The 17,516-nt window shown below is 24.2% G+C and carries 9 protein-coding genes and 4 tRNA genes; 10 read left to right on the top strand and 3 right to left on the bottom strand.

Translation table 11 applies throughout. The features are described from left to right. The first annotated feature begins 3,731 nt into the window (after positions 1 to 3,731). Positions 3,732 to 4,388, top strand: a complete 657-nt coding sequence (rpiA, locus tag AB4W73_RS03305; RefSeq protein WP_367680405.1) for a ribose-5-phosphate isomerase RpiA — start codon at positions 3,732 to 3,734, stop codon at positions 4,386 to 4,388. Between the two features lie 667 nt (positions 4,389 to 5,055). Continuing rightward, positions 5,056 to 5,131, top strand: a tRNA-Phe gene (locus tag AB4W73_RS03300). A 1,597-nt stretch (positions 5,132 to 6,728) separates the two neighbouring features. Here AB4W73_RS03300 and prfA read toward each other — a convergent pair. Then, positions 6,729 to 7,805, bottom strand: a complete 1,077-nt coding sequence (gene prfA / locus AB4W73_RS03295) for a peptide chain release factor 1 (protein ID WP_367680404.1) — start codon at positions 7,803 to 7,805, stop codon at positions 6,729 to 6,731. Positions 7,806 to 9,158: 1,353 nt separating this feature from the next. Here prfA and lolB point away from each other — a divergent pair. The 8 genes from lolB to AB4W73_RS03255 all read left to right on the top strand — a co-directional run bounded on the left by lolB (position 9,159) and on the right by AB4W73_RS03255 (position 15,364). After that, complete coding sequence (gene lolB, locus AB4W73_RS03290; RefSeq protein WP_367680403.1) at positions 9,159 to 9,794, top strand: lipoprotein insertase outer membrane protein LolB; 636 nt, start codon at positions 9,159 to 9,161, stop codon at positions 9,792 to 9,794. Beyond that, positions 9,791 to 10,699, top strand: coding sequence for a 4-(cytidine 5'-diphospho)-2-C-methyl-D-erythritol kinase (ispE, locus tag AB4W73_RS03285; protein WP_367680402.1), 909 nt, complete (start codon positions 9,791 to 9,793; stop codon positions 10,697 to 10,699). The genes lolB and ispE overlap by 4 nt, the downstream gene beginning before the upstream one ends. A 10-nt stretch (positions 10,700 to 10,709) precedes the next feature. Beyond that, positions 10,710 to 11,660: a ribose-phosphate pyrophosphokinase gene (locus AB4W73_RS03280; RefSeq protein ID WP_367680401.1), complete on the top strand. Its 951-nt coding sequence runs from the start codon at positions 10,710 to 10,712 to the stop codon at positions 11,658 to 11,660. 18 nt (positions 11,661 to 11,678) lie between these two features. Next, positions 11,679 to 12,287, top strand: coding sequence for an aminoacyl-tRNA hydrolase (pth, locus tag AB4W73_RS03275; protein WP_367680400.1), 609 nt, complete (start codon positions 11,679 to 11,681; stop codon positions 12,285 to 12,287). A 96-nt stretch (positions 12,288 to 12,383) separates the two neighbouring features. Beyond that, positions 12,384 to 13,475 (top strand): redox-regulated ATPase YchF, encoded by a 1,092-nt coding sequence (ychF, locus tag AB4W73_RS03270; protein WP_367680399.1) that lies wholly within the window; start codon positions 12,384 to 12,386, stop codon positions 13,473 to 13,475. 1,413 nt (positions 13,476 to 14,888) lie between these two features. Continuing rightward, a tRNA-Arg gene (locus tag AB4W73_RS03265) sits at positions 14,889 to 14,965 on the top strand. A gap of 65 nt (positions 14,966 to 15,030) precedes the next feature. After that, positions 15,031 to 15,106: transfer RNA gene (locus tag AB4W73_RS03260), tRNA-His, on the top strand. A gap of 181 nt (positions 15,107 to 15,287) precedes the next feature. Then, positions 15,288 to 15,364 (top strand) — tRNA-Pro (locus AB4W73_RS03255). Between the two features lie 622 nt (positions 15,365 to 15,986). Here AB4W73_RS03255 and pgpA read toward each other — a convergent pair. Beyond that, complete coding sequence (gene pgpA / locus AB4W73_RS03250) at positions 15,987 to 16,466, bottom strand: phosphatidylglycerophosphatase A (protein ID WP_367680398.1); 480 nt, start codon at positions 16,464 to 16,466, stop codon at positions 15,987 to 15,989. Next, positions 16,456 to 17,463, bottom strand: coding sequence for a thiamine-phosphate kinase (gene thiL / locus AB4W73_RS03245; protein WP_367680397.1), 1,008 nt, complete (start codon positions 17,461 to 17,463; stop codon positions 16,456 to 16,458). Before thiL ends, pgpA begins: the two co-directional genes overlap by 11 nt. Positions 17,464 to 17,516: the final 53 nt, after the last annotated feature.

Raw genomic sequence — 17,516 nt, 5'->3', positions numbered from 1 at the left:
TAATGTCTTTTATTAATAAAAGTTATATGGGTAACTGCTTTACTTTTATTAACGATTACTTAGTTTTTAAACTATATCTTTTATTTTTAATAAAACTCTTTATGTTTTTTGTCGGTTTAAACAGTATTTAGTGACATTAATAAGTGTACGCTAATGCTGTATATTACTTTTTAATGCATAATTATTACTTATCTTATAATTTTAAATAATAAAAAAATAACTATGATGCTCTCATAGATACTTAAGAATTATTAATAAATAATTACCTACATATGAGTTTTTAACTACTATTATTTATTTATACTTATCTACTGTATTAAATATCTTATTACTTTTTAAGCTAAATTATATTTAATACTAATTAAGCGATAAATTTTTTATTGTAGTATCTTTATTTATTGCTTTATATTACATGAAAATTTTCTTATTTAGGGGATTGTTAGTAACGCTTATGCAAAAGTAAGAGTAAGAGTATTATTTATCGAAGAAGTCTAACATTTATCTTGAATTGCTAAACTTTATCTAAGTATAAAATAACTAAGTTATTTAGTATTTAAAGTAAAATATTAATATTATTACACTATTTTTAAAATATCCCTATGATAATTTCATATAAAATATTTTTACACTAGATTTTATTGTTAAAACTTTTATTAAAGCTATTTAAATAATATCCTAAAAATAAAACAGTTATTATTATTACCTATTATTTAAATACGTTAGATTAAGTTAATTATATTATAATATTTAAATAGTGGTATATTATTAAATATTATAAAAATAATACTTTTATAGATGAATATTATTCCAGTAAATTTATGATATATAATATATTATTGATATATTTTAATAAGAAAATAATATTAAAAATTAATACTTAACTTATAGTTAAATAATTTATTTAATTATATCCTAGTTGTGATTTATGTAATTTGCACTTTATAACAAATTACTTAAAACACTTTATATTATTTATAATAAACTAAAAACTATATTAATTAATTAAGTAAATTTTTTATTACTCATATGATTTTAATATTTGATATTAGGGAAAATAATAAGTTATATTAGTATAACTATATTAACTAAATTAATAAAAAGTATAAGAAATTTATCTATATAAGTAAGATAGTTATTATTTTAGTTTAGATTTTACTAGTATAATATATATTAATTAATAAATAAATTATTTTATTTTATTTTAATATAATATATAATTAAATTAATATAGATAAAATTTTAAATTTTTATGTAGACTATATAATAAAATATTATTGTGAAAGTTAATTTTTTATAGAATATAATTCTATCTTATATTAATAATTATTCAAATATTATATTAAATTTATATAAAAGTTTTTTAATATTATTAAAACTTTTATATTTCTTATACTTTAACTGTTATCATAAACAAATAACTAATTTATCAGATTATATAAGGTATAATTTTTTTTATTTATTAGAGACTTATAAAATTTTATTATGCTAATAATAAATAATTATTAACTTTTACCATGTATAACAAAGATATACGAACTATAACGTAATATATTTTATTAATACAAAATAATCTAAGTATTAATATAAAATAAGTCTTATGCTATAAGACTTATAGTTTTATTTAAATAAAACCTTAATAAAACGTAAGAAAAATAAAGAATTAATATTACATTATTATTTTCTATAAAATATTAGAATTTAAGTCTATTTATGTTAAAAGTAACATATTAAACTAAGTTAACTAATTTCTACATATATTTTAAATTTTTTATTTTTCTCTTCTAGGAAGTTAGTTTTAATTTAATAAATAAAAAATAATATAAACGATCTAATCTAATAATATCTATTATATCATAAATTAACTATATACTCTAAATTTAAATTTTATTTATTTCATATTTTAGTCTAAAAAATTTTTATTAGAGTAAATTTTTAATATTTTAAAAGATCTCTTAATAAAATGTTATGGGTAATATAAAAAAATATATTTTAATTAAAAGTTTATTTAGATTTTATATCTGCTTAAATTATATGTATTCATAATCATAAGAAAGAAAAACTCAAAATAGTTATGAGTAAAATAAGGATTAATTTAAATGCTATATCTATCTAAGTTGAAATTTCTTTTTTCTTAAAAGTATATTACCTATAAAAAATTAAGTATGATAACAGTAAAAAATTTAACTAGATGAGTATATCTGCAGATAATAGCTAAATTGCTTATTTTATGCTCTAAGATATTTTTTATCCAAAATTTTTATTATTTTACTATATACAAATTTTTTAAAAAATACTAGCTATTAAATAGCTAGTTTAATTATTAAATTTAATTAGCATAAGAAGATTTAAACTTCTGACCACCGGCCACACTATAACGGTGCGCTACTATACTGTGCTATATGCTGATGTTATTTTGTGTAATATATTTTACCCTGAATGTAAGAATTTATATGATAAATAATTTATATTTTAAATTCTTAATATTAATTATATACTAATTTAATAAATAATTTTTAATAATAATAATATATCGAGATATAGTATAAGTATTAGTATTTATCTTAAAAACTACTACTGAATAAATTATCAATATAGCATAATTACTTTTATGTGTTATCTATAACAATATAGTTTAAAATTAATTTATCTGATAAAAATTAAGTTATCTAATAGTAATAGCGCTCTTTCTTTTTTATCTATTACCATAAATAAATTATATACTTAAGATAATAATTAATAATTATCACAATAAAAACTGTGTTACTTTAACAATCTGCTATTAATTATATCTATATTTAATATCTTAAAATCTATTTCTCTTTATGTTTTAATTTATATTTTTTGTAGTAAAATTTAGGATTTATTAATAATAAATAAATAGTATTTTAGATTTTTTATTACTTACTAAAAATTTAAATTTAATAAGTAAAAAACTAGCTATGGCATTATTAGCATTTAAAATTACGCGATATATCTAATACTATAGTATAGCATATAATGATGATTTATTATTCTAGAGTTAATATAATTAATTAATGCTAATACTAAAATAACTATAATTTATAACATTAATATATATAATATAAATTTATTAATAATGCAAACTAAATAATTAGTCTTAACTTAGTTCAAATTTTATTAAAAGTTTAAACTTAGTTAAGTACTTATTTAGTCTATTGACTAATCATCTTATTTTATAGAATAAGATGATTTTTTATTGACTAGTTAGAGTAATAAAACTGTATTAGATCTAATTACTGATATTATTAATAGTATACTAAAAATAATTATTAAAACAATAAGATTATTAATCTACTAAGATATTTAGCTTCCTAAACTAACTATACTAATTAGCTGTATTATTTATATATTTATGTTAACTTAATAATCATGCATATAGTAACAATATTACTCATACTATTAGATAAGTTATTTAAGTCTATTAATTTTAAATAGTAGTATTTAATCAAGTATAGCGTACTATATTGTAAGCAGGTAATTATTAGTTTTTGTTTTATCTTAATAAATTTATACTAATACAACTAAGTATTATATTAGTAGAATTATAATATAGAATATTATTAATGCAATTAATTTTAGATGCCCATAACTAGTGTACTTTATATTATATAGTATTCTTAATCTTTATAATTAGCTGTACACTGTAGTAATATTTTTACATTATAATTCAATTAATTATTATTAGATTAATGATAGGCAATAAATTAATTATGACTCAGGATAAGCTTAAAAAAGCAGTTGGTTGGGCAGCATTGAAATATGTTAAATTTAACTCGATTATTGGCGTAGGTACGGGCTCTACGGTTGCACATTTTATAGATGCCTTAGGAACAATTAAATATCATATTAAAGGTGCTGTTTCTAGTTCAGATATATCGACAGCAAAACTTAAAAATCTCGGTATCCCTGTCTTTGATTGTAATACTGTAGATATGTTAGATGTTTATGTAGATAGTGCTGATGAAATTAACAAGCAAAAACAAATGATCAAAGGAGGGGGGGCGGCATTAACTCGTGAAAAAATTATTGCTGCTATTGCTAATAAATTTATTTGTATTATAGATGAATCAAAACAAGTAAGTATTTTAGGTAAATTTCCATTTCCTGTTGAGGTAATCCCGATGGCACGATCTGCTGTAGCTCGTGAGCTAGTTAGACTTGGTGGGTTGCCAGAGTATCGTCAGAATGTAATTACTGATAATGGTAATGAAATCTTAGATGTACATTATTTGCAAATCGTAGATGCTATTGCTTTAGAAAATACTATTAACTGTATTGCTGGGGTAGTAAGTGTAGGATTGTTTGCCAATCGTGGTGCAGATCTTGTATTGGTAGCAACAACTAATGGTGTTATGGTTATAGAATAAAATTAAAAATTTTTTTAAAGATTAATTAAAGTCAATTAAACTTTACTAAAGACTGTTTTAATAATTATTGTTATATCTAGAATAAGTATCTAACTATTATTAACAACATAGATGTATTGATATGATTTTCACACTTAATTTTTTATGTTATCTAAAGTAATTAGATCTTAAAATAGGATAAATTAATATTCAATTTAATAAATGGAAATATATAGACAATCTAATTAAATTTTATAGAACTAAGACTAATTAATAATTAGTTTTAGTTAATATTTTACTATATAAATAGTAGATTTTTTAGTTAAAAAATTTATATAGATAAATAAAGTTATTTTTATTATTTTTAATATAAATTAAATTTAGTATTAATTAAGCAACAAATTTTTTAATATCTTTATTTATTGTTTTATATTGCATAGAAATTTTTTGTTCAGGATATTATTAGCAATATTCATGTCAGAATAAAAATAAGAGTATTGGTTACTAAAGAAATCTAATACATAATTGTTCTTAAGTTTTAATCTATATTTACAATGAGCAACTCATTTATTGAGCAACTTATTATAACCAGTTAATATATTATATAAGCTACTTATAAAAATTAGCTGACTTTTTGATAAAAAACTTATTGACGCTAAAACATCAATAAGGTTTAATGTATTTTGTTGCCCGGATAGCTCAGTCGGTAGAGCAGAGGACTGAAAATCCTCGTGTCCTTGGTTCAATTCCGAGTCCGGGCACCACTATAATAAATAAATATTGACTAATATCTTTTTACTCTAAAAATCTATTTAGTATTTATTTTAAAATTATATTTTTATACTAGCTCTAAATATAAATAAGTTAGTAAATTAGTCTTAGTAGATGTAGTTCCTCATAAATACAAAAGATAATCAAAGTTAAACACAAAAATACAGTAAATATTTTTAATAATAGTTAAATACTTAACGTTATAATATTTAAAATAATTACTTTTATAGTGCTCTAAGATCTAATAAATATTAGAAAAATATTATTCTTTTGCTAAGTTATATTAATATTCTATTTTGAGACCAATAGAATTGGTAGAATATTTATAAAATTAGAAGATACAGTATATCTATAGTAACAAATTACTATTATAGTAAGTTATATTTTCTAGATAACATGGTTAATTATGCTCTAAGTAAAATATAATAGATATAATTATTACTACCAAATACACCCATCATTTCACGTTAGATTTTACATATATTTCTAAATTACTCTAATAAACAAACCCTGTAAAATACATTTATTTACCTAGTTAGCAAGGTAGTAAATACTTATCTTGCTAGATAGTTAAGTGCATACTATTTATTTTATATTTTATCTAGTTAGACTAGTTATCGCTATTTTATAGCAAATAAAAGTAATTAGTAGTAAATATAAACTTATTTTATTAATAATCGATATACACATAAATTGATGAATTAAAATATAATAAATAAAGTTTTTAGCATTATAGATAACAATACAAATCAGATTGTTATAGCTTAATAATTATTAAACTTCCTCTAAAATTCTTATTATCTAATTTTTCATACTATAATCAGATTATATCTTAATTTAAACTATTATTATCTATTTAGTAATAATCTAATATAACTTTAGATTATTTAATTATGCTAATAGCATTTTATTTAATGTATACTAGCTTGATAATTTATAATTATTAAGTTATCTTTTAATTTTGAAAAATTTTTTTCTTTATTTTTTAAGTAATATTATGTTTAAGTAAATTTTACTAGTCCTAAGTAATCTATATCTATTATTATTTTAAATGTAAGATATATTTATACATAAAACTCTTGAATAATCTAAAATCATAATGTCTTTTATTAATAAAAATTATATAGGTAATTGCTTTACTTTTTATTAACGATTACTTAGTTTTTAAGATATGTCTTTTTTCTTAATAAAACTTTTATATTTTGTTAGTTTAAACAGTATTTAGTAGTGTTAATAAGCATACACTAATACTATATATTACTTTTTAATATGTAATTATTACTTATCCTATAGTTTTAGCTTACAAAAAAATAATTAGATAATATCTAGTTATTTGAGAAATATTAATAAATAATTATCTAAATATAATACAATTTTTAATTATTATTGTTTATTTATATTTATCTAATATTGATATTTTTATTATTTTTAAGTTAAACTGTATCCAGTGCTAATTAAACAACGAATTTTTTTCTTTTAGCATCTTTATTTATTGCTTTATATTGTACAGAGATCTTCTTGTTTAAGATGTTATTAGTAATACTCATGTAAAAATAAGAGTAAGTGCATTAGTTACCAAAAAGTTTATTATTATCCAGATAAAGCTGAAAGTTGATCAGCTTGATATTCTTGTATAATTGGCTCAATTAATATCTCTAATTTACCTTCCATTATTTCATCTAAACGATATAGTGTTAAGTTAATACGATGATCAGTTATTCGTCCTTGTGGAAAATTATAAGTGCGATTACGGTCTGAACGATCTCCTGAACCTAGTAAATTACGTCGTTTAAAAGTTTTAGCCTGTTGTCTTTTTTGTATTTCTGCTGCTCGGATACGCGCAGCTAAAACTGACATGGCTTTAGCTTTATTTTTATGTTGTGAACGTTCATCTTGACACTCTACAATAATACCACTTGGCAAATGTATAATACGAATAGCAGAGTCAGTAGTATTAACGTGTTGCCCACCAGCACCAGAAGAACGAAAAGTATCAATACGTAAATCATTAGCATTAATTTTAGGCAACTCAGCTTCGGGGATAACTGGCATTACCGCTACGGTGCAAGTTGACGTATGAATACGTCCTTGTGATTCTGTTTTTGGTACACGCTGTACTCGATGCCCACCAGATTCAAACTTTAATTTACCATAAATACCCTCTCCAGAGATCTTAGCAATTACTTCTTTATAACCACCATGTTCTCCTTCACTTAGGTTTATAATTTCAATTTTCCAACGGCGTATTTCTGCATATCGGCTATACATACGAAATATATCTCCGGTAAAAATAGCTGCTTCGTTGCCGCCAGTTCCGGCGCGTATTTCTAGAAAACAGTCACGTTCATCATCGGGATCTTGTGGTAATAACAGTAATTTTAATCGTTGTGTTAATTCTTCATTTTGTATATTAGCAACTTTTAGCTCATCTTGCGCCATTTCATGCATTTCAGGGTCTTCTAATATCGTTTTAGTTGTTTTAATATTATTTTGCATGTAGCACCATTTTTTAAAACAGCAAATTATATCACCTAATTGTGCATATTCACGAGATAAAGTACGAAAACGATCCTGATTAGTAACCAGCTGTGCATCACTAAGATATACTTCTAACTCCTCATAACGTTCTTGTAACGCTTGTAATTTGGTAATAATAGAAGATTTCATTGATGAATTTTTTGACCTTAATTAAAAAATTAAAAGAGTTAATTTTGAATAAATATTAAAAATTTTTTATTTAAACTATTAATCTAATTAATAATTTGCATAATAATTGAAAATATATTGTACTTATTAGTAGCTCACTAAACTAATTAATCAGTATATAGATAGATGATTATTAGCTTATGTGTTAATTATATAATAGCTAATTTCATATTTTACTGTATTCAATGATTAACAAAGATTCTAGATATCATATTAATTATGGTTAATATGATTGAGCGTAATATTTATAATTTTTCTATAACGACTTACGATTATAGTTGTATTATAAAAATAATATTTTTCTATTAACTATTAATTTAATTTAAATATCTACTATTTTATGCTGAGGTAAATCATGTTAAATAATAACTTATAAGTTATACAATATATAGATAGGATTAACTAATTTAGTAATTTTAGATTTAATATTATGCAGCATAGAAAGTTTAAAAAATAATATTAGTTAATTATCATAATAGATTTTTAATACATATTAAAATAAAATTTAATTAAAAACAGGAAATTAATTAACGATAAAATCAATAATATTTATATTAACTAATAATATATTTAATTTAAGAAATGATTTTTTACATTTACTTTATTAATTAAAGATATTAACTTTTTCTGCGCATAATTAGAGATTACTATTTATTTAATTTTATATTTACCTAAATAATAGTAATTAGTTTAAGTATTTTGCCTACTATAATTAGAGGAATATTTAGTCCAGGCATAACTTAAAAATTTGTTTAATCTCTTGCATAGGTAGTAAAGACTATAGAATTATGCTAGCGCTAATATTAATTTATACGTACTTATTTATTTATTAAAGTATTCTAAAACAAAAGCTTTAATTTATTATATAAAATTGAATATACCAAAAGGTAGTAAACTTTTTTAATCCTATCTAATATTTGTAGTTTTTAGTATTATTAAATTTAACTATTAGCACATGCATTAAATAATTAACTATTAATATAGGCTATTTAGCACTTTACTTTAAGATATAATTTAACACGGTTATAAGTAGGAGACAATACTATGCACTAAGGATATTTAAGTAAATTATTTAGTATAATAATTAAGAAATTTAAGTAAAAATTTACCTATTCATATGATAATATCAGACTAATCTTATAATTAGTAACCAATATAAATAGTATTATAATAATTTAATACTAATTCTTATAAGATTTATTAACATTATGCCTAATAAAACATACTAATAGAAGCTATACTTGAAGATATAGTATATATCTTATTAATTTTATTTTTCTAGTTATATTAATTTTATATATAAACATGGATTTTATGAAAAATTTCATGCATAAGTATTACGTACTACTCTTGATTAGTTTTATATTAACGGCTTGTAACATATTACAACCAGTTTCTATAGCAATAGATCCAAATTTATTTCAATGGTATCAACATAAACAGCAATTACAGCAACTTAAACAATTCCAAATAAGTGGTGCTTTGGCTTATTTTTTTGATCAACAAAAGATTTATGCCCGTTTTTTCTGGCAACAATATTCAAAAGAATGCTACCGTTTAGTATTTACTAGTTCTTTAGGTATAACTAAATTTGAAGTATTTGTAAAGCCTACAGTTACTTTATTAATCGATAACCAAGGGAAACATTATTCCAGTAAAAATCCGCAAGAGATGATACAAAAATTTACTGGAATATCGCTTCCAATGGATAATCTGCGTCAATGGATTATAGGTTTGCCTGGTGATAGCCATGATTTTACTTTAGATAATAAATATTATTTAAAACAAGTTAATTACCAGCAAAATACTTTTACATGGTTTGTGAGTTACCAGAACTATAATACAGATCCTACTATACATTTACCTAGTCGTATTGAATTAAAACAAGTTGAATTAGGAAAAAAAGAAAAATATATTAAATTAAAAATAGATAATTGGACGCTAAAATGATACAGATATGGCCTGCTCCAGCAAAGATTAATTTATTTCTTTATGTTACTGGTCAATATGCTAATGGTTATCATCAGTTACAAACCTTGTTTCAATTTCTTGATTACGGTGACGAATTAATTATCACACCTCGTTGTGATCAGCAAATTCGTCTATTAACTCCCTTAGCAGGGATTGATCAAGAGCATAATCTAATCACACGAGCAGCACGCTTATTACAAAAACAGATATTAAAACAAGATCAGTTAAAAAGAACTCAATTACAAAAAAAGTCATCTAATAATAAAAATTATGGTGCTGATATTAGTGTTATAAAATATCTACCAATAGGAGGAGGATTAGGGGGTGGTTCGTCAAATGCTGCTACTGTTTTAGTTGCTTTAAATCATCTATGGCAATGTAATTTTACTGATAAGGAATTGGCCATCTTAGGATTAACTTTAGGTGCCGATATTCCAGTATTTATTTACGGACAGTCTGCGTTTGCTGAAGGGATTGGTGAAAAATTACAATCAGTGATACCTATTGAAAAATGGTATTTAATTGCTCATCCAGGTATTAATATTATAACATCTCTAATTTTTTCCGATAGTAAGCTGGTAAAAAATACGCTAACTCGCTCTTTAGCAACACTTTTAGCAACTCCTTTTACAAATGACTTTGAACCAATTATAAGAGAACGATTTTATGAAGTTAAACGGATTATTTCATGGCTGTCAAAATATGCACCATCACGTCTTACAGGAACTGGTTCTTGTGTTTTTGCTGAGTTCGATACCGAGTCATTGGCTCGTGAGGTATTAAATATTGCTCCAGAGTGGTTACATGGTTTTATTGCAAAAGGATCTAATATCTCATCAATGCGACGCACTCTCTCTAAATATCTTGTTTCTATGTATACTTGAGGTTTTATTAATGTCTGATAATGTAAAGCTTTTTGCTGGTAATTCTGTTCCTCAGTTAGCTAAACAAATTGCTAATCGTTTATATATCAATCTTGGTAATTCAACTGTAGATCGTTTTAGTGATGGTGAAATTAGTGTAGAAATAAAGGAGAATGTACGTGGGGGTGATATTTTTATTATTCAATCTACCTGTGCACCTACTAACGATAATTTGATGGAGTTGCTAGTTATGATTGATGCATTACGTCGTGCTTCTGCAGGACGTATTACTGCGGTGATTCCTTATTTTGGTTATTCTCGTCAAGATCGTCGTGTTAGATCTGCACGAGTACCGATTACTGCTAAAGTAGTTGCTGATTTTTTATTAAATGTGGGTGTTGACCGTATATTAACAGTAGATCTACACGCAGAACAAATCCAAGGATTTTTTGATGTTCCTGTTGACAATGTCTTTGGGAGCCCGGTTTTATTAGAAGATATGCGACAACAAAATCTGGATAACCCTATTATTGTTTCTCCAGACATAGGTGGTGTAGTTCGTGCCCGTGCTATTGCTAAATTATTAAGAGATACGGACATGGCTATTATTGATAAACGTCGTTCTCGTGCTAACGAGTTAGAGGTTATGCATATTATTGGTGATGTTGCTGGTCGTGATTGTGTGTTAATTGATGATATAATTGATACTGCAAGTACATTATGTAAAGCAGCAGAAGCATTAAAAAAAAGTGGAGCAAAACGTGTATTAGCCTATGCAAGTCATCCAGTTTTCTCTGGTAATGCTGTTAATAACATTAAACACTCTGTTATCGATCAAATTATCGTTTGTGATAGCATTCCATTATCACGTGATATTAGCGCACTAGAAAAAGTATATACACTAACATTATCAAACATGCTCGCAGAAGCCATTCGTCGTATTAGTAATGAAGAATCTATTTCTGCAATGTTTGAACATTAAATATTAGTATAATAATCCATGATAAATATTAAGACAACACAAATAAAATTAATTGTTGGATTAGCAAATCCTGGCATTAAATACTCACAAACACGGCATAATGTTGGTGCCTGGTTTTTACAACGCTTAGCAGACCAATATCATATTTCTTTGCAGAAAGAACATAAATTTCATGGATACACTGCTCGAATGAATCTTGCTAACTGTGAGATACGATTACTTATACCTACTACTTTTATGAACTTAAGTGGCAAAGCAGTAGCTGCAATGGCTAATTTCTATAGTATTACACCTGAAGAAATTTTAGTTGCTCATGATGAATTAGATTTCTTGCCTGGGATAGCAAGATTTAAATTTGGTGGTAGCAATATTAGGCATAATGGTTTGAAAGATATTCAAAGTAAACTAACGAGTAACATTGCTGATTTTTATCGTTTACGTATCGGTATTGGTCATCCTGGTGATCGTAATAAAGTGCTTCGATTTGTTTTAGAGAAACCACTAATTAATGAAAAAGAGAGAATTAATAAAGTTATTAGTGTAGCTATTTATTGTATTAAGTTATATTTTGAAGAAAACATAAATCGAGCAATTCAATGTTTGCATTCATTTAAAGTTAACGAATGAAATATCATGTAAAATTCTATTTTAAATTAAAAGAACTATTTAATTCAAGATATTAAGAGAATAATCTATCTTGATAAATTTTAAGGTATATAAAATATGGGATTTAAATGTAGTATTATTGGATTACCTAACGTGGGTAAATCTACATTATTTAATATTTTAACACAAGCAGGTATTGAAGCAGCTAATTTTTTATTTTGTACTATTGAACCAAATACTGGCATAGTACCAGTACCTGATCCACGTTTAGAACAACTTGCTAAAATTGTGAAACCTAAACGCATCATACCAACTACGATGGAATTTGTTGATATAGCTGGTTTAGTAAAAGGAGCTTCCTGCGGTGAAGGTCTAGGTAATAAATTTTTAACTAATATTCGCAAAACTGATGCTATTGGTCATGTAGTAAGGTGTTTTACTAATGAAAATATTATTCATGTAGCAGGTAGAATTAATCCAGCTGAAGATATTGATATTATTAACACTGAGTTAGTGTTATCTGATCTAGAAATCTGTGAACGCGCTATTTTGCATATAGAAAAAAAAAATAAGAAAAACAATAAAAATGCGCAAATTGAATTAACAGTATTAAAAAAATGTCAATTACATTTAGCAAAATCAAAGATGTTACGCACCATGATGTTAACTAAAGAAGATAAAAATACTATTTATCATCTAAATTTTTTAACATTAAAACCAATTATGTATATTGCTAATGTAGATGAAGATGGTTTTGAAAAAAATCCTTATTTAGAGCAAGTACGTTATATAGCAAAACAAGAAAATGCAAACGTAGTTGTTATCTGTGCAGCAATAGAATCTGATATTGCCGAGTTAGCAGATAAAGATCAAGTAGAATTTATAGCAGGTTTTGGTTTAAAAGAAACAGGTTTGAACCGTATGATTAATGCAGGTTATAACTTATTAAAATTGCAAACCTATTTTACTGTTGGAGTTAAAGAAATAAGAGCTTGGACGATTCCGTTAGGTGCAACAGCTTCACAAGCTGCTGCTAAAATTCATACAGATTTTGAGAAAGGTTTTATCCGTGCTCAAATAATCACTTTTGATGATTTTATTAATTATCAAGGTGAGCAAGGTGCAAAAGAAGCTGGTAAAATACGTGCTGAAGGGAAAGATTACGTAGTTAAAGATGGTGATGTAATAAATTTTTTATTTAATGTATAAATCTATAAATTTAAAATACTTTATATTTTGATTTTATACTAACTAGTTCTTAAACGAAAACCTACTACATCATATGTTATATTTTTTGAAAAATTTATAAGTATAGTTATTCCTTCTTTTTATAATATATATTATGTAATAAATAGACTATCTCATTATTTTTATAATTTTTTCTTAAATTAATAATTTTATTATATATTAAACTAGATTTTTAATCTATATAGAAAAAATATAGTTTTGTTAATTAACATGGTCAAAACATGTTAATTTAATGATAAATAGTTAGTATTTTAATTAAAATTTTTAAAAAATTAAAGATAAACTTATAAGATAAAATAAACGATTAATAGAAAATTAAACTGTATCTTAATTTAAATTATTATTACCTATTTTAATAATAACTTAATATAATTTAGATTATTTAATTATATAAATTATATTTTTATTTAATATATGCTAGATTAATAATTTATGATTATTGTATTTGTTTTTTTTGGTGCTAAAAAATTTTTTCTTTATTTTTTAAGTATATTAAGTTTAAATTAATTTTACTAAATTATGAGTAATCTATATTTGTTATTATTTTAATTATAGAGTGTATTTGTATATATAAAAATCCCTAAATAATCTAAGATAAAGATCTTATAATTTAACATTTAATATATAAATAATTTATTTTTACATAATATCAAGATTACTTATCCATTAACATTTCGTCAACATGTATTAGTTATTAAAGAAAATAAGTTCTAATCTACATAAACAACAATACACTTTGGTATAGGAAATAATAGTCTGAATAATAAATTAAATAAATTAACATCACTTAACATTTAATAAAATTATTACTAAATAGATAGAATGGTATTCTTGCTTAGTATAGAGAGCTATTTTAATAATTATTAATACAGAATACTTAGTATCTAGAGTGGAAGTATTGGAAGTATCTATCACGCATTAAGGTATATTAAATTTTGCTATAAAATTTAGTATAGATTCTATAATCTACGTTTTAGTAACTAGAATACACTAATTCATAAAATAATGATTATTATTATAGGTAATATGTATTCTATAAATAATAAAATATTTAAAATACAATATTAAAAATCGAGCTAGTATTTAATGCTTTTCTGCTTGTTTTTAGGTCTAAAATTTTATCTAGTATAAATTAGATTAAGTTAAAACGCTTTATATAAATTAATAATGCGTATTATTTTTCTGTTTTTTGTAATTTTATTTAAAATAGATTATAAGGGTATTATGTATAGTTAATAAATTAGTAATAGAAAATATTTTTTATATTAAGTTATAATAAAATGAATAAAAGATAAACAAACAAATTATTCTAATTTAAAAATCACTAGACAGACTAATATTAAAATCGTAGTATTATTATTAATAATTTTTTGGGCGCTCGTAGCTCAGTTGGATAGAGTGCTGCCCTCCGAAGGCAGAGGTCTCAGGTTCGAATCCTGTCGGGCGTACCATTAGTTTTATATATAAAAGCTACGAAAATAGAATTATATCTTAAAAGATATTAACTTTTATAATGGTGGCTATAGCTCAGTTGGTAGAGCCCTGGATTGTGATTCCAGTTGTCGTGGGTTCGAATCCCATTAGCCACCCCAATTTTTAAGATATGTGATGGTGGCAAAATTGGTAAACGCGCTAATTTCAGGTGTTAGTGCTCTTATAAACATGAGGGTTCAATTCCCTCTCTTTATACCGTGTTATTTATACATTTATATATTGATATATTGATATTAAAATAATAAAAATATAGAGTAAAGGTAATTTTTATTAATAAATCGGCGAGTAGCGCAGCTTGGTAGCGCAACTGGTTTGGGACCAGTGGGTCGGAGGTTCAAATCCTCTCTCGCCGACCAAATATATTTTGGTTAGTATTAATGTTTAATAGTAATCTATTTAATTTAAGTTTTAATTAAATTAATATAGTTAATAACCTACTCTATTTAATTGTAATCCTAATTTAATTTTAATCCTATTATATTATATTTAAGCTTTAAATAAATAATGTCATTATATTTTTAGTAAATATATGCTATATTTTATACTAAATAAAATAGTAATGTTATTATTTTTATATTATTAACAAGTAACTAGATAATTAAACTTAGTCATCTAGCAACATGTATCTTTTATTGGTGCTAATAGCAATATGAATAATATTTTCTAATTATATAGTACTAATAGATAGATAGATTATTATAACTATATTTTTAGATTATACTGATAAGATAATAATGTATAAGTTAATAACATTAATTAGGTATCAATCTTAGTTATTATAATAAAATAAATAAATATAAATAAAAGAAAGAAGTTATAAACCTAGGATATAGTTAGAAACTTATTTATTAATAATTTTTGATATTTATAGAAATACTGTAATAATTTTTTATTAGCAAAAATATAGGGATAATCTATAATCTATAATTTATATATTAATTATAAATCTATAATTTACATGTTAATTATATACTATATTTAATACTGACTAAACAAGTATATTATAGCAGCGGCAAATAATCCTGCAATGATATCATCAATCATAATACCTAATCCTCCCTGTAAATTACGATCACACCAACAGATTGGCCATGGTTTCCAAATATCAAATAAACGGAAAATAACAAATCCAATAGTGACCCATTGCCAATTATTAATCGGTAATGCTATAAATGTAATCCATATCCCAACAAATTCATCCCATACAATTCTACTATCATCATGTATCTGTGTATCTTTAGCTGTGCGCTGACAAAGATAAATACCAATACTAATACTAAATATTACAAATAAAAAATAAAATTGCCACGGTAATAAAATTAATAATAACCAAAATAAAATAGCAACTAGAGATCCTACTGTACCTAGTCCTACAGGAAATAGTCCACTACCAAACCCAGTTGCTATTAAATGCCAAGGATTAGTAAGCTGTAAATGACTTTTAACTTTATTTTTCATTAACTTTAGTCATAGTAAAGTGTTTAAAGGGTTGCAGTAATGGTTGAATACATCTTCCTGCTGTAAAAAATTTAATATTTTCATTAGATGAAATAATCTGACCAATACAGGTATAAGTCACGGCAACCTGGTCAAGTAATGTTTCTAAAGAACTACAATTTATTTCTGGAACAGTAAAACAAAGTTCATAATCTTCTCCTCCGTTTAATGCCCAATAACTTGCCTGTTTGGTGCTGATATATTTTTTTAATGTTTCTGAATATGGTAGTTTATCTAATTCAATATATGCACTACAATTACTTGTTTTTAGTATATGTTGCAGATCAGTAACTAATCCATCAGAGATATCAATAACTGCACTCGCAAAATTACGTAATAATAATCCTAAATAAATCCTAGGTTGCGGTCGTAAATGACGCTGAATTAATAATTTACGATCTTTATTATCATTAATTGATCGTTGATCAACCGGCCATCTATTTTGTAATAGCGCTAAACCTGCCGCACTATCACCTAGAGTACCGCTAACATAAATCCTATTTCCTACACTCGCTCCCGCTCGAGTAAGTGCTTTACCTGCTGGTAATTGTCCATAAATAGTTAATGTTAGACTTAATTTGCCATACGTTGTGTCACCACCAATTAATTGCATATGATAATAGTCAAGTTGTCTAAATAAACTGTCGCTGAATGTTTTTAACCAGGTTTCATTTATTTCAGGTAGCGTTAAGGCTAAAGATAACCAAATTGGCTCTGCCCCCATTGCTGCTAGATCACTTAAATTTACAGCTAGTGCTTTATAAGCTAAATCTGCCGCATTGATATTAGGTAAAAAGTGAGTACCTGATACTAGCGTATCAGTACTAATAGCTAACCATTGTTTTTCTTGTAACATTAATAATGCACAGTCATCACCAATGCCTAATTTCACTCCTTGGTGATTTTTTTTATAGTGATTAAAATAACGCATAATAAGGTCAGATTCGTCATAGGACATAATATAATTCCATGAAAATACAACTTTTGTAAAATCTAAAACATAGTATGAGT

This window comes from Candidatus Fukatsuia anoeciicola, assembly GCF_964059965.1.
Lineage (GTDB): Bacteria > Pseudomonadota > Gammaproteobacteria > Enterobacterales > Enterobacteriaceae > Fukatsuia > Fukatsuia anoeciicola.
The sequence above is the reverse complement of the archived record's forward strand: the minus strand, read 5'-3'. Positions and strand labels throughout refer to the sequence as shown.